An 18886-nucleotide genomic window follows, 5' to 3' on the forward strand; every position below is an offset into this window, starting at 1 on the left:
CCGAGGCGGGGGCCTCTATGCTCCATGCTCTATGCCCTATGCTTTTCACAGGTGCTGAACTCTCCAGGGGCCGAGGCGGGGGCCTCTATGCTCCATGCTCTATGCCCTATGCTTTTCACAGGTGCAAAACTCTCCAGGGGCCGAGGCGGGGCCTGAACCCTGAACCCTGAACCCTCTTTAATCAGAGTTAATCAGAGTAATCAGGTGCAAGATTCCCCAGAGGCCTCGGGGGGGCTACTGAATTCTGAATTCTTCCCCCGCTTCAGCGGGACAGTTCGGCTTTGCGTTCCAGCAGGTGCTTGATGTAGCAGGCCTTGTCCGAGCCCATGTGTTTCCGGGCCCGGGCCAGGGCTTGGTCGATTTCGTCCGCCGTCATCAGGCGGATTTTCTTTTTGGCGAAGGTCTCTTCGCGGGGTTCTTCGCCGGCGCCGTCGCCCGAACCCGCGCCCTCGGGAGCCCCTTCGGTCGCCGTCGTCGGTTCCTGGATCTCTTCGACGCTGTTGTTTTCTTCGCTCATCTGTCGTTCTCCCGGTGAGTTGCGTTAGCTGGAAATGCGGTATGGCATTAGAGCAGAAGCCTATCGATTTTGAAACAGGAAAATTCGCCGGGTCCGCTCTTTTCCGGTTTCCGGCGCCTGCGCCGAGCGGTTATTCGCTCCGGCGCGCCGGTTATGCCCGGGGGCGAGGCAATAAAATAATTGACAACAGAATTTAACGACGGTGTGTGAGGAAGCCGGCCGGCGAGTCTTTCTTTGTTTGCACGCGCACCGCTGCCAAGGTTAAAGTCGGTAAAATCCCGTTCGTGGGGCGGTCGATTACCCGAAGAAAATATTTAAAAAAGGTTTACTTAAATTAATTTTAGTATATTATATAGACATGGAAGAGCTGAAGAGATGCCCCAAGTGCGGAATCGAATACGGTTCCTGGGTACGCTACTGCCGCCGTTGTTTCGAACCCTTGGTCGGAAGCGAAGACGAGCGCCTCGACCGGGGAAGATACTCGTGGATCACCCGCCCCGACGCCTCGGTGCGCCGGGACTCCCGCTGAAAGGCGCTCCGCTTCCAAGAGCCCCCGGCTCCTTTCCCGGCGTTTCCGTCTGCCGGGCTTGAAGCCCCCCCGGAATTGGGATAGACTACCCCGGAAGCGACGCCTGCAACCGCATACCTCTGGGAGGGTTAAGAAATGGCGTTTCAATACATCGGCAAGAATATCATCCGTCCCGATCTGGTCGGAAAGGTGACCGGAAAGGTGCGGTTCCTGGACGACATCCGCCTTCCCGGCATGCTCTACGCCGAGTTTCTCCGGCCCGAGCACGCCCACGCCCGGATTCTTTCCATCGACGTCTCCGCCGCCGAAGCCGCCCCGGGAGTGGTCAAGGTGGTGACCGGGAAAGGTTGCGAGTTCCGCTACGGCGACAACATCCGGGACCTTGTCCCCATGGCCGTGGACCGCGTCACCTATATCGGCCAGCCGGTGGCGGCGGTGGTCGCCCGGTCCGCCCGTGAAGCCCGTGAAGCCGTGGCCGCGATCAGGGTCGAATACGAGCCCCTCCCGGCCCTGGTGGACGCCCGGGACGCCCTGGCCGAAGGCGCCGTTCCCATCCACCCCGACAGCGGAGAGTTCTGGCATCTCCCCGGGATCGAGCCGGTGGCGGGAACCAACATCGCCAACCGCTATACCCTGCGCAAGGGCGACGTCGAGCGCGGTTTCGCCGAATCGGCCGTCGTCGTCGAAGGCGAGTTCAACTATCCGTTCGGTTCATCGGCCGCGATCGAGCCCCACGGGGCCATCGTCTGGTTCCACGAGGACGACACCGTCGAGGCCTGGTCTTCCTCCATCTGCCCCTTCATCATCCGCGAGGAACTGGCCCGGGTCTACGGTCTTCCCGTCGGCGACGTCCGCGTCCACATCCCGGAGCTGGGGGGGTGCTTCGGCTACAAATCGGACATCACCGTCGAACAGACCGTGGCCTGGGTGGCCAGCTTCGTCCCCGGCCGTCCGGTCAAGTGGATCGCCTCCCGCCAGGAGGATTTTCTCAGCACCCTGATCGGCCACGGCATCCGCACCCGGATCAAACTGGGGGCCGCCCGCGACGGTTCTTTTCTAGCCCTGCGGACCGAGATCCTGCACTCCACCGGCGCCTCGGCCGATACCGGCGTCCATGTCCTCATTGCCGCCACCCACAACTCGACCGGGACCTACGAGTTCCCCCATTGCCTCCTCGACGGCTACTCGGTCTACACCAACACCCCCCCGGTGGGGGCCTACCGGGGGTACGGCCATCAGGAGACCCAGTTGGCGATGGAACGGATGGTCGAGATCCTGGCCCGGAAACTGGAGATGGATCCCCGGAAGCTGCGGGAGAAGAACTACCTGCGCGCCGGTTCCGTCCACTCCCTGGGCGAGCGGCTGTACGCTTCCAACGGGAACGTCGCCGAATGCGCCCGTCTTACCCTCGAGGCCCTGGAAAGCGCCCCGCTCCCCCCGGAGGACGACCGCTACCTCTACGGGCGCGGTTTCGCGGCCCTGATGAAGACGCCCAAGGGCGCGCCCTTCTCTTCCAAGAGCTGCTACCTCAAGTTCAACGTCGACGGCAGCGTCTGCATCAACATGGGGGGCGCCGAGGTCGGGCAGGGTCTGCGCAATACCGCCCGCCTGATCGCGGCCGAGTGTCTGAAGATCGACCCCTCCCGCATCCGACTCTACACCGAGATCGACACCCAGTTCTCCCCCTGGGAATGGCAGACGATCGGTTCGATGTTCACCGTTCAGGGGGGCAAGGCGGTGCAGCGCGCCTGCGAGCGGGCGATCGCCAAGCTCAAGGAGACCGCCGCCGTAGTCCTGCGGGTCGAGACCGACCGGCTCGATTACGACGGGGAGCACGTTTTCGTGAAAAACGACCCGGCCCGGCGCCTGACCGTGGCCAGCCTGGCCCGGGGCTATACCTACCCCGACGGAAAGACCGTGGGGGAGGTGGTCCACACCACCTCCGACGCCCGTCTCCCCGGGCAGACCAACCCCGACGAAAACGGGCAGGGGACGATGGGGATGAGCTACACCTTCGGCGCCCAGGGCTGCGATATCCGGATCGAGAAAGCGACCGGCGGTATCGAGGTCCTGCATTTCGTCTCCACCTTCGACGTGGGCCGGGTGATCAACCCGGTTCAGATCCGGGGGCAGGTGGCGGGCGGGGTGATGATGGGGATCGGCGCCACGCTCTGCGAGGAGCTGAAGTTCGACCGCGACGGTCGCGCCCTCAACCCCCATTTCCGTTCCTACCGGTTCCCCACCATCAAGGACGCCCCGCTCAAGCAGACCATCCGGTTCGTGGAGACTCCCGGGGAGATCGGTCCCTTCGGCGCGCGCGGCATCGGCGAACACCCGGTGATAGGGGTGGCCCCCGCCATCCTCAACGCGGTCTACGCCGCCGTCGGCGTCGATTTTTACGAGATCCCCCTCACCCCCGACAAGATCAAGGCCGCACTGGCCGGCATGGGAGGATGAACATGTCCGAAACCGTCACGTTCAAGGTTAACGGCCAAGACTGCGCCCTCGAGGTCGAGAAGTCCGAAAAGCTGATCGACGTGCTCCGGCTCCGGCTGGGTCTGACCGGCACCAAACGGGGGTGCGACGACGCCTCCTGCGGGGCCTGCACCGTCCTGGTGAACGGCGAAGCCCGGAAAAGCTGCGTCTCCCCGGCTTCCCGGCTGGGCGGCGCCGAGGTTCTGACCGTCGAGGGCCTGGCCCGGGGCAAGCGCCTGCATCCGGTCCAGGAGGCGCTGATGGAGTCGGGGGCGGTGCAGTGCGGCTACTGCACCCCCGGCATCGTCATGGAGCTGTGCGCGCTCTTCGCCGCCGACCCCGACGCCGGCCGGGAGGCGATCCTGGGCGCGCTGGAGAAGCATCTCTGCCGCTGCACCGGCTACGAAGCCATACTCGAGGGAGCTCTCGCGGCCCAGAAGCGCCTGCGGGGCTGAGGGAAGCTCCGCGGCGCGCGGCCGCCGGAAAGGAGGGAAGCCGATGCCCGAAGAGACTCGGGAAGAACGGGCCCCGTCCCCGGAGAAGGAACATCCGATCGAGGTCGCCCGCATCGGCGAGCTCGTCCGGCGGCTCTGCGTGGCCAAGTCCAACCTCGACCTCTATTCCTTCGACCACCAGGTAACCCAGCGGAATATCGAGGAGACCTGGGAGTTTCTGAGCGGTCTGCTGGAGGAATGGGAGCGGGTCTCGCTCGACATCCACAAGAACAACATCCTCTTCGAGGGCCTCCCCATCGAGGAGCGCAACCCCATGGTCGAGCGGCTGGCCCGCGATTTCCGCAACCTCCGGGTCCGGGGCCTGACCTTTCACCGGGGCCTGAACCTGAAGGACCTGGCCATCTTCTTCAAGATGCTCACGGTCTCCCGGGAACTCCTGGAAACCCGGGGGGGAGCCGGCTCCCTGCTCAAGGAGCTGGGCGTGACCGCCATCGTCGTCAACCAGGCCCGGTACGTGCGCCTCGAGGAAGATCAGAAGGTGGTGAGCACCTCGGTCAAGGTCGCCGGCGCGGTCGAAGGGGAGGACGACGCCCGCAAGGAGCTGCTCGGACATCTCTGGGACGCCCTGATGCGCCAGCAGGTCGACCGGGAGTGGCTCCTGGAGGAAATCCGGACCGACCCCGCCCGGGCCGCCTCCCAGATCGTGGGCCTGATGAAGTATTACGACAACGTCGAGACCGTGGAGGACCAGCAGCGCCAGCAGGAAGCGATCGAGACCCTTCTCAGCAGCGTGCAGTCCCTGGGCATGCGCCTGGCCGAGCGCGACCAGGACGGCGAGGAGTCTTCGGCCGAGAGCGTGGCCAACTCGCTCGTCCAGCTGGAGCGGGAACTCAAGGCTCGTTCCGCCGGGCTCAAGACCTCCCGGGCCGCGGCCCGGTTCATCCAGGAGATCACCAACACCGTCACCGCCTTCATCGACACCCACCAGGCCGACCGGATCGCCAAGGAGTTTCTCAAGGACGAGAAAGGGTTGAAGCGCACCGAGCAGCTCCTGCGGGAGGTGGTCGGGAGGGACCGGGAAACGGCGGTGGTGGACCGGCTCCGGCGGCTGGTCGAGGAAAAGAAGATCGACGAGGCGGAGCTGAAGCGGGTGATCGAGCGGGCCCGGGGAGAGGCCAAGCCGCGCCGCCGCGCCCGGCGGAAACGGGCCCCGAAACCGGTGCGGGACAAGATCGCCCAAGCCCTGGCCCCCCTGCTGGGAGAGGAGGAGACCGACGGGAAGACCGCCGACTACCTGGCGGGGCTCTTCGAGCGGGAGTTGCGGGGGCGCGTCGAGGCGGAGCGTTCCGAGCGCACCCGGCTGGAAGGGGCGATCTCCCGCCTGGACGAAGCCGTGACCTCCTCCGGGCTGGGGTTGGTCGTACTCGACCGCGACGGCCGGGTGGTCTTGGAGACGGGGTTGGCCCGGTCCGCCTTGGGCGATTTGGACGGGACCGTGTTCTCCCCGGCCCTGGCCCGGTTCCTGGCCGGGGAAGGGCACCGCGACGCTTCCGCCCGCGCGGCCTTCCTGGAAGAGGCGGGCGCGGAAGCGGAGCCGGCGGCGCGGGTCCTGGAGCATCTTTCCGGCGTATTCGTCGGGGAGGACGGGGTCCTGCTCGGCTTCGCCGTCGGCCCCGGCGCGGCTGGGGAAGGCCCGCCCCTCACCGCCGCCGAGGAAAACCGGCGTGACCGCGCCTGAACCGGTCCGTCCTCCGCCCGGGGACCTCATCTACGGGCTCGAGGACCGCCCTCCCTTCGGCGAGGCGCTCTTCGCGGCCGCCCAGCACCTGCTGGCGATCGTGGTCGGAATCATGACGCCGCCGGCCATCATCGCCATGGGCATGGGCCTGGACATGGAAACGTCTTCCTACCTGATCAGCATGGCCCTGCTGGCTTCGGGGGTTTCCACCTTCATCCAGGTTCGGCGGTTCGGCCCGGTCGGCTCGGGCCTGCTCAGCATCCAGGGGACGAGTTTCACCTTCCTCGCCCCCCTGCGGAGCTTCGGCGCGGCCCAGATCGCCGCGGGGGTCCCCGCCGCCCACGTCCTCTCCACCATCTTCGGGGTCTGCTTCGCCGGCTCGGTGATCGAGATCGCCATCAGCCGGGGCCTGCGCTTCCTCTCCGGCGTCTTCACCCCGGCGGTCAGCGGGGTCATCGTCACCCTCATCGGACTCTCCCTGGTCAAGACTTCGGCCGTCGACATCTGCGGCGGCGCGGCCCTGGCCGGGACCCCCGCGTACGGGGCCCCCGGCAGCCTGGCCCTGGCCGGGCTGGTGGTCGCCGTCATCCTCGCCGCCAACCTTTCCCGCAACCGCTTCCTGCGCATGAGTTCGATCGTGATCGGCCTCGCCGTCGGCTATCTGGCGGCGGCCGCCGCCGGGCGGCTGGACCTGAAACCCCTGGCCGGGGTCCGGATCTTCGCCCTCCCGGTCCCGTTCAAGTTCGGGTTTTTCCGTTTCGATGCCGCCGCCTTCATCCCCGTCGCCTTTCTCTACCTGATCACGGCGGTGGAGAGCATCGGCGACCTGACCGCGACTTCGGCCGTCTCCCGGGAGCCGGTGGAGGGCAAGGTGTACCTGAAGCGGCTGGCGGGGGGCGTCTTCGGCGACGGGGTGAATTCGGCCCTGGCCGCCCTTCTCAACTCCTTCCCCAACACCACCTTCAGCCAGAACAACGGCGTGATCAGGCTCACCGGGATCGCCAGCAGGCACGTCGGGTACCTGATCGCCGCCCTCCTGGTGGTGGCGGGGCTCTTCCCCGTTTTCGGCGCTCTCTTTTCGGTGATTCCGGCCCCCGTGCTCGGGGGCGGGACCCTGGTCATGTTCGGGAGCGTGGCCGTCTCCGGGATCCGGCTCCTGAGCTCGATCCCCCTGAACCGGCGGAACATGCTCCTGATCGCCGTTTCCCTGGGGCTGGGGATGGCGGTGGCCCTGGAGCCGGGGATGGCCCGCGGTCTTCCCCCGCTTGTCGCTCCCGTAGCCGGATCGGCCATCATCACGGGGGGGCTGGCCGCGATCTTCCTCAACCTGGCGCTCCCCGGCCGCCGCGGCTGCTGACCGTTCAACCCGCCTTGAGCAGCGCCACGGCCAGCAGGGCCAGGCCCACCGCCGCCAGGTTGCGGGCGGTGAGTTTTTCCCGGTAGAAGACGGTCGAGAGCGCGATGGGGATGAGGATGGACATGGCGAAGAGGGGCTGGACGACCGAGAGGGGGGCGACGGCGAAAGCCTGGAGTACCGCCAGGTAGCCGAGGAAGTTGAGGACGCCGGCACCTGCCGCCAGGAGCGTCCACCGCGGGGGGAGGCGCCGGGGCCGCGGCCCCCGGAACCGGTTCCAGGCGAAGGCCAGCGCCGCCGCCAGCCCGTAGGAGAGGGTGACGTAGAGGACCCGGTCCAGAGGGCTCCGGGCCGCGCATCGGCCCAGGGAGAGGGTGATCGAGGTGCACAGGGCCGCCCCCGCGGCCAGGAAGACGCCCCGGCCCCGGGCCCGGAGCTCGGGGACCGCCGCCCCCGGCGGCCGCCTCCGGGCGACCGCGACCATGGCGGCGGCGGCGGCGATGCCCAGGCTCTGCCGGAGGGAGGGCCGCTCCCCGAAGACGGCCACGGCGATGACGACGACGAAGACGAGATTGAGCTTGGAGAGGGAGAAAGCGACGGAGGCGGGAAGGAATTTGAGCGATTCCACCTTGAGCACGCTGCCGAGCATGAAAAAGGCGCCGTTGCCGGCCGCGAGCAGCAGGAGCACGGGATCGCCGACCGCGGGGGCGGGGCGCAGCAGCAGCAGCACGCCGCCGAGCCCGAAGACGGTCAGGGTGGAGACGTTGACCACCGCCACCGAATCCATGCCCGCTTCCGCCGCCGCCTTGTAGAGGAAGGCGAAGAGCCCGTAGCAGAGCAACCCGGCCGCGACCGGGAACCACCAGTTCTGGAGGAGGCTTTCCACGAAAAAATCCCGGAGACAGCGCCCCGGACGGCCGTTATCATAGGTTCCACGGGCCGGACGGTCAAGGAGACCCGAAGATGATCGCGATCATAACCCTGCTGCTGCTCCTGTACCTTTCCCTGCTCATGACCCGGATCGCCACCATCATCCTCGTCTACACCGGGATGCCCAAGGATATCGCCCGCACCCAGGCCCGCTCCGCCCTGACCGGGACCGGCTTCACCACCCGCGAATCCGAAATGATGGTGACCAACCCCACCCGGCGCAAGCTGTTGATGATGCTCATGCTCTGCGGCAACATCGGGATCGTGGCCACCATGGCCACCTTCATCCTCGGGTTTTTCCGGGCCGACAGCATGGACACCCTGATCCGGGTCTCGATGCTGGCCGGGGGGCTGGGCCTGCTCTGGTTTCTGGCCAACAGCTCGGTCTTCGAGAAATGGCTCGACCGTATTCTCGATCACTTCATCACCGCCCACACCCGCCTGGCCGCTCCCGATTTCCAGAGGCTCTGCCACCTGGGAGGGGGCTATCGGATCGTGGGGTTCCCGGTGCCGCCCGGTTCGCCCCTGGCCTCCCGCACCGTCGCCACCGCTTTTCGGGACTACCCGGGGATGACCCTGCTCGGCATCGAGGAACCCGACGGCGGCTTTCTCGGCGCCCCCGGGCGCCACGTCGTCATCCGCGAGAACATGACCCTGATCGTCTACGGGTCCGAGGAAAAGGTGGTGGACTTCGCGGCCCGATTCTCCGCGCCGCCGCCGGTTCCTCCGGCCGAGCCGGCGCCTCCGGCTCCGGGGGGAGCGTCCGCGCCGCCCCCGTCCTGAGCCCGGCCGGGGCTCAAGCCGCCGCCGCGATCAGCCCCGGGATCCCCGGAGCGACGAGCAAGCCCAGGATCAGGCCGGCGCTGGGAGCCGGACTGTTGACTCCCGCGGGCGGAGTAAATAAAATTTTAAAAAACCACCCGTTCGACGGGGTATCGGCCTCCGTGCCCGTAGCCGCTTGAGCAGCCGGTTGCGAGATGGAGGCACGAACTTTACAATGGGTCGATATCGGGGGTGAATCGACGGTACGCAACACGACCGGTTAACTGCCCGGGGCCGCCGGAGATATCCTCATGAGAGACAAGAAGATCGTTATCATCGGCGCCGGGCCGGGGGGGTTGACCGCAGCCATGATCCTCGCCCGGCGCGGCTTCAAGGTGACGGTTTTCGAAAAGGAGAACACCGTCGGGGGCAGAAACGCTCCCCTGCGCCTCGGTGGTTACACCTTTGATGTCGGGCCCACCTTTCTGATGATGAAGGAGGTTTTGGAGGAGGTATTCGAGGAGGCGGGTGCCGATGCCGGTGCTTACCTGGAGTTTCGGCGGCTGGAACCTATGTACCGCCTCCAGTTCGCCGACCGCCGCCTGGAACCAACCACGGATCGGGAACGGATGCGGGAAGAGATCGAGAGGGTTTTCCCGGGGCGTGGATCCAGTTTGGACCGGTACCTCATCCGGGAGAAGGACCGCTTCGACCGGCTCTACCCCTGCCTGAAGATACCGTATAGTTCGCTCTGCGCGCTTTTTTCCCGCAACCTCTTCAAGGCGATTCCCCATCTCAGCCTTAACCGCAAGCTCTTCAGTCTCCTGAAAACCTACTTCGTCGAGGACGAGCTGGCCCTCGCGTTCACCTTCCAGGCAAAATACCTGGGTATGTCGCCCTGGGAATGTCCCGGCCTCTTCGCTATCCTCTGCTACATCGAGCATGCTTTCGGCGTCTATCACACCATGGGGGGGCTGTTCGAAAACTCCCGGGCAATGGCCGAGGTGGCCCGGGCAAACGGGGCCGAGATAATTTTGGGGACCCCGGTCCGCGGGATACTCCTTGATAAGCGTCGGGCGCGTGGTGTGGAGTTGGAATCCGGCGGGTCCGTGGAAGCCGACGATGTAGTGATCAACGCCGACTTCGGGCATGCGATGGAAACTTTTTTCCCGCCCGGATTCCTCCGGAAATATTCGCCCGCCAAGCTGCAGCGCCGCCGCTTCTCCTGCAGCACCTTCATGCTCTACCTCGGGCTCGATCGGTTGTACGATCTGCCGCACCACGCCATCTTCTTCGCCCGGAACTACCGGCGGAACGTAGACGAGGTCTTCCGAACCAAGACGTTGTCCCGGGACATATCCTTTTACGTCAGGAACGCTTCGGCAACCGATTCTTCTCTGGCCCCTGCGGGGCATTCGGCGGTCTACGTCCTTGTCCCTGTCCCCAATCTCCGGAGCGGAATCGATTGGGAGCGGGAGCGGGAACCGTTCAGAGAACTGGTCATCGACATGATGGAGCAACGGGCGGGCATGAAAAACCTCCGCGGAGCGATCCGGGAGGAAAAGGTTATCACTCCGGCGGACTGGGATAAGGACTACAACGTTTATATCGGGTCCGTCTTCAACCTTGGGCACAATCTCCGGAATATGATCTACCTCCGTCCGCACAACCGTTTCGAGGAGTGCGCGGGTTGCTACCTGGTTGGAGGCGGCACCCACCCCGGGAGCGGTCTCCCGACCATCTTCGAGTCGGGGCGCATCAGCGCGAACATGATATCCGAGAAATACGGAGTCGCGTATCCACGGACGAGGGAGAGAATATGAACGGGCCGACTTCTCCCCGGGTGGCTGTCGTCGGCGCGGGTCTCGGCGGCCTCGCCGCCGCGGCGGCGCTCTCCGGGGCCGGGTACAGGGTGACGATCTGCGAGAAGAATCCCCGCCCCGGAGGCAAGCTTAACCTCCTCGAAATCGGGGGGTATTCTTTCGATATGGGGCCTTCGATTCTGACCCTCCCCCATGTTTTCCGTGAACTCTTTGGGCGCTGCGGGCGTCGGCTGGAGGACTATCTCGCCTTCGTCCCGGTAACCCCCCATTGGCGCAATTTTTTCGAAGACGGCACCGTCTTTGATCTCACGCCCGACCGGGAGGAGACCGCCCGACAGTTGGCCCGGATCGGTCCCGGCCTCGATGAAGCCTTCGGGCGGTTCCTGGAATACTCCAAAGATCAGTACGATGCCGTGGACGAAACCTACTTCAAGACCGCCGCCGACAACCTTTGGGAGATGGTTCGGCGGTCGTCGGTCCGACGGGTGCTGGACCTGGACTTCACCAAGACCATGGACCGGGCCGTCCGGCGGTTGCTTGCCGAACCGCATCTCCGCGATATCATGGATTTCTTTATCAAGTACGTGGGAAGTTCCGCGCTCCGGGCTCCCGGCTTCATGAACATGCTCCCCAACGTTCAGTATGAGTTCGGCCTCTGGTACGTCAAAGGAGGAATGTACTCGCTTGCCCGGGCTCTCGAACGGCTGCTCCGGGAGTTTGAAACCGATATCCGATACGAGGCGAAGGTGGTGAGGATTCCCATCGAAGAGGGGAGGGCGGCAGGCGTGATCTTGGCCGACGGGACCAGGATCGAGACGGATTATGTGGTCTCGAACATGGAGGTGATCCCAGCCTGCCGGGAACTGCTGCCCCGCGACGAGCGACTGCTGAGGCGGTTCGGTCGTACATTCCCTCCCGCCTGCTCCGGGCTGGTCATACACCTTGGGACTGATCGCGTGTTTCCCCGACTGGCGCACCATAACTTCTTCGTCTCCCGAAACCAGCGGGAGCACTTCAAAAGCGTTTTTGTCGAGCACAAGATTCCAGCCGACCCCACCCTCTACGTGGTCGCCCCCTCCCGGACGGATCCGTCGGTCTGTCCGGAGAGGTGCGATAACATCAAGATCCTCCCGCATATACCGGCGTTGAACGGGAAAACCGACCCGGCGGAGAGTGACTATGCGGCTCTCAAGGAACGGGTTCTGGACAAGCTTGAACGGATGGGCATGGAAGGGTTGAGGGAGAGTACGGTGGTCGAGCATGTCTGGACTCCGGAGGATATCCATGAGAACTACCTTTCAAACGGTGGCTCGATCTACGGCGTGGTGACGGATATCGGTAGAAACTTCGGCTTCAAGGCCCCCAAGGTCAGTCGCCGTTATCCCAACCTCTTCTTCGTCGGGGGCTCGGTCAACCCCGGCGCCGGCATGCCGATGGTAATCATGAGCGGCCTGCGGGCGGCGGATTCGGTTATCGGTTCGGGAACGCACGGATCATCCCTACGGGCGACGCGCCGGCCGTGTCGCGGCCGCCGCCGCCCGGAGGGGACGGAAGCGAAACGTCCTGCAGGCGGGGAAACACATGAGTCTGCGTAAAGAACTGAACCTGTTCGACGTATTCTGTATAGCCACCGGGGCAATGGTGAGTTCGGGCATATTCATACTGCCGGGGATCGCCCACGCCCGGGCCGGACCCGGGGTTATCCTCTCTTACCTGGGGGCCGGCATTCTGGCTGGCGTGGGTATGCTCAACGCGGCCGAGCTAGCCACGGCAATGCCCCGAGCGGGCGGAGACTACTTTTTCATAACCCGATCTCTGGGACCCGTTATCGGGTCCATCTCCGGGCTCATCAACTGGTTCACCCTCTCTCTGAAAAGTGCATTTGCACTGGTGGGGATGGCGGCATTCGCCAGGCTGTTCATCTCCATCGATCCCCGTATCACCGGCATCCTGCTCTGTTTCCTCTTCGTCATGATCAATCTGGCCGGGACAAGGCACGCCGGGCGGGCTCAGGTCGCCCTCGTCACCGCACTCATCGTTCTGATGCTCGTGTATATCATTACCGGTTTCCCCAGCGTGAAATCCTCCCACCTGCTCCCGATTTTCCCCTACGGCTTCCACCGCACGCTGGCAACGGCCGGCTTCGTTTTCGTCGCCTACGGTGGCCTGATCCAGATCTCGGGTCTCGCGGAAGAGATTAAGCGACCGAAAAAGAACATACCCCTGGGTATGTTCATGGCTCTGGCGGTGGTAACCGTCCTCTATACCCTTATGGTCCTGATTACCACCGGTGTCCTGCCCTCAGAAACTCTCGACCATTCGTTGACTCCGATCACCGACGCGGCTTCGCAATTCATGGGGGCCTGGGGGACCCGCCTGCTCGGGGCGGCCGCCGTGCTGGCTTTCATTTCGACTGCCAACGCCGGGATAATGGCCGCTTCACGCTACCTGCTGGCACTCAGCCGTGACGACCTTCTTCCCCGGCCCCTGGGCAGGGTGGGCGGAAGGACCGGCGCACCGGTGCTTTCGACCATCGTCACCGGCGTGTTCATATCGGCAGCCCTGTTCTTAAAGCTGGACATACTCGTAGAGGCGGCATCGCTGATCCTCATTCTCGGCTTCATTCTCTCCTGCGTCTGCGTGATCATACTGAGGGAAAGCCGCGTCCAGAATTACCGCCCGAGTTTCCGGGCGCCTTTGTATCCGGTTCCCCAGCTTTTGGGGATACTCGGCTTCGTTCTCCTCGTTTTCGAACTCGGCATTGAGGCTTACCTGATCAGCGCCGTTCTTTTCCTGGTCGGCCTGGGGAGTTACTGGGCTTTCGGCCGGAAACGTGTCCAGAGAGATTACGCGCTCCTTCATCTTCTTCAGAGGATAACCTCCCGCAAGCTCGTGACCGGCAGCCTGGAAAGAGAGTTGAAAGAGATCGTCCGCGAACGGGACAATCTCGTTACGGACCGCTTCGATCGAATTGTTTCCGCTTGCCCCGTGGTTGACCTTGATGATCCCCTCGAAAGGGAAGATTGTTTCGCCCTCATAGCCCGAACCGTGGCCGATCGGGTAGGCGTTCCCGCCGAGTCGCTGAAACAGATGCTTGAGGAACGCGAGCGGGTGACCTCCACGGTGCTGACGCCCTTCGTCGCCATCCCGCATATGGTTATCCCGGGCGAAAAGCGCTTCGAGATCCTACTGCTTCGGGCAAGGAGTGGGGTTGACTTCGGGCCGGGCGCACGGAACGTGAGGGCGGTTTTCGTCCTCCTCGGCACCTTGGAACAGCGGAATTTCCATCTCCGGGCTCTTGCCGCCATAGCGCAGCTTATCCATGAGTCCGACTTCCCCGACCGCTGGCTCGCGGCAGCGGACGAAGAGGGGATAAGGGACGTTGTCCTTTTGGGCCGTCGGCTCCGCCTGGCGGGGGAAACCCGGGCGAAGCCCGATGACGGGGCGGGTTCTCATTGATACCAGGGTTTGCCCTGGCTGCTCAAACCATGCGTGACGGGAAAAGGCGGAACTAGTCTCGCCGCCGGGTGAACGGAGGGGGCAGTGTTTCGCGTACTCTGCCCGGAAGGGGGAATGGGGGATGTTCGTACGGCAGGGAGCGGCGCCATCGCGTTCGATCCTCTGCTGAAGATGCAAACCGCTGGGGAAGGTCGGTAACGTGAAAAAATCCATCCCCGAGATCGTCGCCGGGCAGAGGGCCTGCTTTCAGGGTGGTTTTACCCGGAGTCCGGCCTGGAGAAAAGCAGCGCTGGCAAAACTGAAATCGGCCCTCGGTAGAAACGAAAAAAAACTCCTCGCGGCCCTTAGGAAGGACTTGGGAAAAGCCGCGGTGGAGGCCTATACGAGCGAGGTGGGGTTCGTCCTCGCCGAGATCGACTACGCCCTCAGGCATCTCGGGGCGTGGTCCCGGTCCCGGAAGCCGATGCCACCTCTTCTCTGGTTCCCGTCCGAAACCCGGATCGTCCCGGAACCGAAAGGGGTGGTGTTGATCATCGGCCCCTGGAACTACCCGGTGGCTCTGTGCCTCTCCCCCCTGGTCGGGGCGTTGGCGGCCGGGTGCACGGCGGTCGTGAAACCGTCCGAGGTAGCCTCGGAAAGTTCCCGCGCGATCGCCGAAGTCATAGGGGAAACCTTCGGGGATGACTCGATAGCGGTAGTGGAGGGAGGCGCGGCCGCGGCTGGGCTTCTCCTGGAGGAGGAGTTCGACCATATCTTTTACACCGGCGGCCCGCGGGTCGGAAAAATCGTCATGGCAAAGGCCGCGGAGCATCTCACCCCGGTAACCCTGGAACTGGGAGGAAAAAATCCGTGTATCGTCGACCGTGAGGTCGATTGCAGCGTGGCGGCGCGCCGAATCGCTTGGGGGAAGTTCTTTAACGCGGGCCAGACCTGCGTCGCCCCGGACTACCTGCTCGTCCCCGCCGAGTTGAAAGATCCGATGATAGAAAATCTGAAGAAGGCAATCGTGGAGTTCTACGGCCCCGACCCGCGCCATAGTCCCGATTACGCCCGGATCATCAACGAGCGCCACCTCTCACGACTCCTGTCTCTCCTGGAGGAAGGCGACATCGTGGTCGGCGGCGGTGCCGATCGCGAAAACCGCTACCTTGCCCCGACGGTGATCGATAATGTGAATTGGGATAACCGGATCATGGGAGAGGAAATTTTCGGGCCGATCCTCCCGGTGATCGGGTACGGGGATCTCGCCGAGGCGACCGGAGCCGTGAACGCGCGGCCGGCGCCGTTGGCACTGTACTTCTTCTCCCGCAACAGAGAGAGGCAGCGCATGGTCATTCGTGAAACCCGCTCCGGGGGTGCCTGCATCAACGACACCATCATACAGATTCTGCCTCGTCGCCTGCCCTTCGGCGGTATCGGGCCGAGCGGTATGGGCAGCTACCATGGCAGGGCCACCTTCGACACGTTTACCCACTACCGGAGCGTGGTTACAAGGTCGTTCCGGTTCGATGTTCCCCTCCGATATCCCCCTTACAGGACATCCTTGGATCAGGTGAAGAAGTTCTTCCGATTCCTGAGCTGAACGGAGGCTACGTCTGCCCGATGAAGAACCCCGCCAAAGCCTCATCGGGGTACTGAATCCTTCCGGAAGACCTCGCACGGCCTTTCTTGCGATCGGGTCTGAGGGATCGATCCCGAGGAAAGGATGGCGGAGAAAGCCGCCCGTTTTTTCCGCCGACGGTGTGAATATTTGCGGGAGCCTGAGACTGGTTACGGAGTCCCGGGCCGGATGTCGGGATGCAAGCTCTCGTCCACGTATACGCCACGACGTGCCGTTCGCGTTGTCAACGCCGGACGTCCGGTTGCATCGAGGGAGGGCGCCACCCTCCTCCCCGTGTCGTTCCTGGTCCGCCGGGCCGTCCCGAGGCCGACTTCGGGCAAACCGCCGTTGTCGCAGAATCACCTGCCGTGGCGCATAATGCGATTGACCTTGGCAGCCCAAGTAGGGCGCCCGAGGACGTCCCTTGTGTCTCAAGATGCTTGTCCCCAACGCCTTAAGGGACACCCCCTCTCGTCGTGGACGGCTTGGCACGACTATTGCGTTTGTTGCGGTGTCGGTTGGAAGTATCAACCCGATAGAGGAGGCAGCGATGAGACATAAAGCAAATCAGGTAATGATCGGGGTCTATGCGGTTGCGTTACTGATGTTGAGCGGCGGCGGGACGATTTTCGCCTGTATCGAGGACTTCGAATCCGTGTCATCGAACCTTTCCGCGGCCGACCTCGATCTTTCCGGGGAGAATTGGGGCGACCTGAGCGGCTACTCGGTGGCCGCCGCCGGAGACGTGAACGGCGACGGCTATGCGGATATCCTCATCAGCGCCCTGAACAATAATTCCGGCGGCCACGATGCCGGCGCCACCTATCTTTTACTCGGCTCGCCCGGGCTGCTTGCCTCCGGGAGCGTAAGTCTGGCCGATGCCGATTATGTTTTCATCGGCGAAAACGAGGACGACCTGAGCGGAGTGACGGTGGCCGGCGCGGGCGATGTCGACGGCGACGGCCTGGACGACATCCTCGTCGGCGCCTACGGCAACAGCGATGCCGGGTTGTCGGCGGGGAAAGCCTACCTCCTGCTCGGGGCCAGCATCCCGGCCATGCCGGTCGACTCCGACGGGCAGATCAGCCTTTCCGACAGCGACTATGCGTTTGTGGGGGAGAATTCCGGCGATACCGCCGGCGCCGCCGTTGCCGGGGCCGGGGACGTCGACGGCGACGGCCTCGACGACATCCTCATCGGCGCTCCCGAAAACGGCGATGCCGGAGCTTCCGCGGGGAAGGTATATCTCGTTCTCGCCGCGCACCTTTCCGCGATGACGGCCGATGCGGACGGGAACATCGGGCTCTCCGGCAGCGATTACGCTTTCGTGGGCGAAAACGAGGACGATTCCGTCGGTTGGGCCGTTGCGGGCGTCGGCGATGTCGACGGCGACGGTCTGGGCGATATCCTGTTCGGGGCGTCCGGGAACGACGATGCCGCCCTGGACGCGGGTAAAAGTTATCTTGTCCTCGGCGCGAGCCTCGCTTCGCTGGTTGCGGATACGGACGGAAACATCGGGCTCTCTCAGGCCGATTACGGCTTTGTCGGAGAAGCCGCCTCCGATTGGAGCGGATACAGCTTGTCGGGCGCGGGCGATGTCGACGGCGACGGCCTCGACGATATCCTCATCGGAGCGTTCGCCAGCGACTTCCTGACCGGCAAGGCATACCTGATCCTGGCGGGGGGTCTGTCGGCCCTGACGGAGGACGCCGACGGGAATATCGGCCTCTCTCAGGCCGATTACCGTCTTGTCGGCGACGGCGCGCAGGAGTTCGCCGGGTATTCCGTTTCCGGCGCCGGGGACGTCGACGGCGACGGCTTGGACGATATCCTGATCGGTTGTCCCAGCTTCAACGATATCGCCCTGCGCGCCGGCCGGGCCTGCCTTTTTCTCGGGTCCAGCCTGGCTACCATAACTCCCGACATCTACGGCAATATCTTCCTCGCTCACGCCGATTATTTTTTCAACGGAGAGGCCGCTTCCGATTACGCCGGATTCTCGGTATCCGGAGCCGGCGATGTCGATGGCGACGGCTGGGACGAGGTTTTGATCGGGGCGCCCTATAATGCCGGCACCGGGTCCTTGGCGGGGAGAACCTACATGCTGTCCACCTGTGGAGATTACTTCCCGACGGCGGCGGTCTACGTCGACGCCGACCTTGGTACGTCCGCCGGCCCGGGAGGGAGCGAGGCTCCTTTCGACACCATCGCCGCCGGTATCGACGCCGCGGACGACGAGGGCATTTCCACCGTCTATGTCCGGGCCGGGACCTATGCCGAAGTGGTCGAACTCCGGGAAGAGATCGAACTGATCGGCGTCGCCGATGAGAGCGGGAACCTGCCTGTGATCGAGGGCGACGGGTCGACTCAGTACGTGGTCGAAGGCGCCGCCGGGGCCGCTATCCGCAACTTTTTCATCGAGGATGGGGGGATCCGGCTCGACCGGGTCGAAGAGATGACGGTGCAGGGGAACGTGGTTTTCCGCTCCGGGTTCGACGGGCTCTGTCTCCTTCTCACCGACGAATCCAACGATAACGTCGTTAAAAACAACCTGTTTTTCCGCCGGAGCGTCCTCGGGTTCGCCCACGTGCCCATGAACCCGGCGGCGGTCCGCGTCCAGTCGAGCAGCAACAGCAACTATTTCGTCAACAACACCGTTCACCTCCTCTGTGTCGCCGGCGGCACGTCGCCGGTGAGGCCCCAGAACGCCGTCGGAGTTTTTCTGGGGACGGGCACTTCCGACAACGGGTTCTGGAACAACATCGTCTGGGTCACTTCTTCGGCCGCCGCCCACGAGTACGGCTTTTACGGTCAGGGTTCGTCGGTGACGGCGCAGTTCGCTTTCAACAAGACCCCTGCGAACAATTACGGGGTGACTCTCGCCGCCCGCAACCTGTGCGGGCCGGTTCCTCCCGGCTTCGCCGACCCCATGCCCGGGGGGACGGACTACACCCTCAAGGCATCCTCCATCTGCGTCGATGCCGGGGCCGCCAGCCCTATCTTCAACGACAGCGACAAAACCCGCAACGACATGGGGGCCTACGGGGGCCCGACTCCGCTTCAGTATTGAAGCCGGAGGGGCCCCGCCGGCAGGAATTTCCCGAGAGGGGTTACTTTCGCGGGGCCGGAAGGTCGGATTCCCTTCAAAGCCGAAGGTCCGATTCGATTGTGGAGCTTCCCCGCCAAGGCTATTTGTGCTTAGTTACGACTGAAAACCCCAAAAAACAGGGGGCACGATTGGGTA

The 18886-nt window shown here is 64.1% G+C and carries 13 protein-coding genes; 11 read left to right on the top strand and 2 right to left on the bottom strand.

Annotated elements, in window-relative coordinates; genetic code table 11:
• Positions 1–262: 262 nt before the first annotated feature.
• Positions 263–517 (bottom strand): hypothetical protein, encoded by a 255-nt coding sequence (locus tag PLZ73_09190; GenBank protein ID HOO78048.1) that lies wholly within the window; start codon positions 515–517, stop codon positions 263–265.
• A gap of 358 nt (positions 518–875) precedes the next feature.
• Between PLZ73_09190 and PLZ73_09195 the strand changes: the two genes are divergently transcribed.
• From PLZ73_09195 to PLZ73_09215, 5 genes are all read left to right on the top strand, one after another.
• Positions 876–1046, top strand: coding sequence for a hypothetical protein (locus PLZ73_09195; protein HOO78049.1), 171 nt, complete (start codon positions 876–878; stop codon positions 1044–1046).
• A gap of 135 nt (positions 1047–1181) precedes the next feature.
• Positions 1182–3503 (top strand): xanthine dehydrogenase family protein molybdopterin-binding subunit, encoded by a 2322-nt coding sequence (locus PLZ73_09200; protein ID HOO78050.1) that lies wholly within the window; start codon positions 1182–1184, stop codon positions 3501–3503.
• A 2-nt stretch (positions 3504–3505) separates the two neighbouring features.
• Positions 3506–3976, top strand: coding sequence for a (2Fe-2S)-binding protein (locus tag PLZ73_09205; GenBank protein ID HOO78051.1), 471 nt, complete (start codon positions 3506–3508; stop codon positions 3974–3976).
• Between the two features lie 43 nt (positions 3977–4019).
• Positions 4020–5714: a hypothetical protein gene (locus PLZ73_09210; protein ID HOO78052.1), complete on the top strand. Its 1695-nt coding sequence runs from the start codon at positions 4020–4022 to the stop codon at positions 5712–5714.
• Positions 5701–7071 (top strand): nucleobase:cation symporter-2 family protein, encoded by a 1371-nt coding sequence (locus tag PLZ73_09215; protein HOO78053.1) that lies wholly within the window; start codon positions 5701–5703, stop codon positions 7069–7071. Before PLZ73_09210 ends, PLZ73_09215 begins: the two co-directional genes overlap by 14 nt.
• Positions 7072–7075: 4 nt before the next feature.
• Here the strand turns inward: PLZ73_09215 and PLZ73_09220 are convergent, their stop codons facing one another.
• Complete coding sequence (locus PLZ73_09220; protein HOO78054.1) at positions 7076–7954, bottom strand: EamA family transporter; 879 nt, start codon at positions 7952–7954, stop codon at positions 7076–7078.
• A gap of 77 nt (positions 7955–8031) precedes the next feature.
• On the opposite strand from PLZ73_09220, the gene PLZ73_09225 reads away from it, so the two are divergent.
• From PLZ73_09225 to PLZ73_09250, 6 genes are all read left to right on the top strand, one after another.
• Positions 8032–8781: a TrkA C-terminal domain-containing protein gene (locus tag PLZ73_09225; GenBank protein HOO78055.1), complete on the top strand. Its 750-nt coding sequence runs from the start codon at positions 8032–8034 to the stop codon at positions 8779–8781.
• 290 nt (positions 8782–9071) lie between these two features.
• The gene (gene crtI / locus PLZ73_09230) at positions 9072–10583 is read left to right on the top strand and encodes a phytoene desaturase family protein (GenBank protein HOO78056.1); all 1512 of its coding nucleotides are present in this window, start codon (positions 9072–9074) and stop codon (positions 10581–10583) included.
• Positions 10580–12178, top strand: coding sequence for a phytoene desaturase family protein (crtI, locus tag PLZ73_09235; GenBank protein HOO78057.1), 1599 nt, complete (start codon positions 10580–10582; stop codon positions 12176–12178). Before crtI (PLZ73_09230) ends, crtI (PLZ73_09235) begins: the two co-directional genes overlap by 4 nt.
• On the top strand, positions 12165–14042 hold the full coding sequence (locus PLZ73_09240; GenBank protein ID HOO78058.1) for an amino acid permease: 1878 nt from the start codon (positions 12165–12167) through the stop codon (positions 14040–14042). Before crtI (PLZ73_09235) ends, PLZ73_09240 begins: the two co-directional genes overlap by 14 nt.
• A gap of 199 nt (positions 14043–14241) precedes the next feature.
• The gene (locus tag PLZ73_09245; protein ID HOO78059.1) at positions 14242–15624 is read left to right on the top strand and encodes an aldehyde dehydrogenase family protein; all 1383 of its coding nucleotides are present in this window, start codon (positions 14242–14244) and stop codon (positions 15622–15624) included.
• A 568-nt stretch (positions 15625–16192) separates the two neighbouring features.
• The gene (locus PLZ73_09250; GenBank protein HOO78060.1) at positions 16193–18712 is read left to right on the top strand and encodes an integrin alpha; all 2520 of its coding nucleotides are present in this window, start codon (positions 16193–16195) and stop codon (positions 18710–18712) included.
• The last annotated feature ends 174 nt before the right edge of the window (positions 18713–18886 follow it).

Source organism: bacterium, from assembly GCA_035380285.1.
GTDB lineage: Bacteria > Auribacterota > Erginobacteria > Erginobacterales > DAOSXE01 > DAOSXE01.

Bases quoted from the DNA above. Each gene is read 5' to 3' on its own strand.
- PLZ73_09225 (HOO78055.1), top strand. From the start codon at position 8,032: ATGATCGCGATCATAACCCTGCTGCTGCTCCTGTACCTTTCCCTGCTC.
- PLZ73_09210 (HOO78052.1), top strand. From the start codon at position 4,020: ATGCCCGAAGAGACTCGGGAAGAACGGGCCCCGTCCCCGGAGAAGGAA.
- PLZ73_09195 (HOO78049.1), top strand. From the start codon at position 876: ATGGAAGAGCTGAAGAGATGCCCCAAGTGCGGAATCGAATACGGTTCC.
- PLZ73_09250 (HOO78060.1), top strand. From the start codon at position 16,193: ATGAGACATAAAGCAAATCAGGTAATGATCGGGGTCTATGCGGTTGCG.
- crtI (HOO78056.1), top strand. From the start codon at position 9,072: ATGAGAGACAAGAAGATCGTTATCATCGGCGCCGGGCCGGGGGGGTTG.
- PLZ73_09190 (HOO78048.1), bottom strand. From the start codon at position 517: ATGAGCGAAGAAAACAACAGCGTCGAAGAGATCCAGGAACCGACGACG.
- PLZ73_09200 (HOO78050.1), top strand. From the start codon at position 1,182: ATGGCGTTTCAATACATCGGCAAGAATATCATCCGTCCCGATCTGGTC.
- PLZ73_09205 (HOO78051.1), top strand. From the start codon at position 3,506: ATGTCCGAAACCGTCACGTTCAAGGTTAACGGCCAAGACTGCGCCCTC.
- PLZ73_09240 (HOO78058.1), top strand. From the start codon at position 12,165: ATGAGTCTGCGTAAAGAACTGAACCTGTTCGACGTATTCTGTATAGCC.
- crtI (HOO78057.1), top strand. From the start codon at position 10,580: ATGAACGGGCCGACTTCTCCCCGGGTGGCTGTCGTCGGCGCGGGTCTC.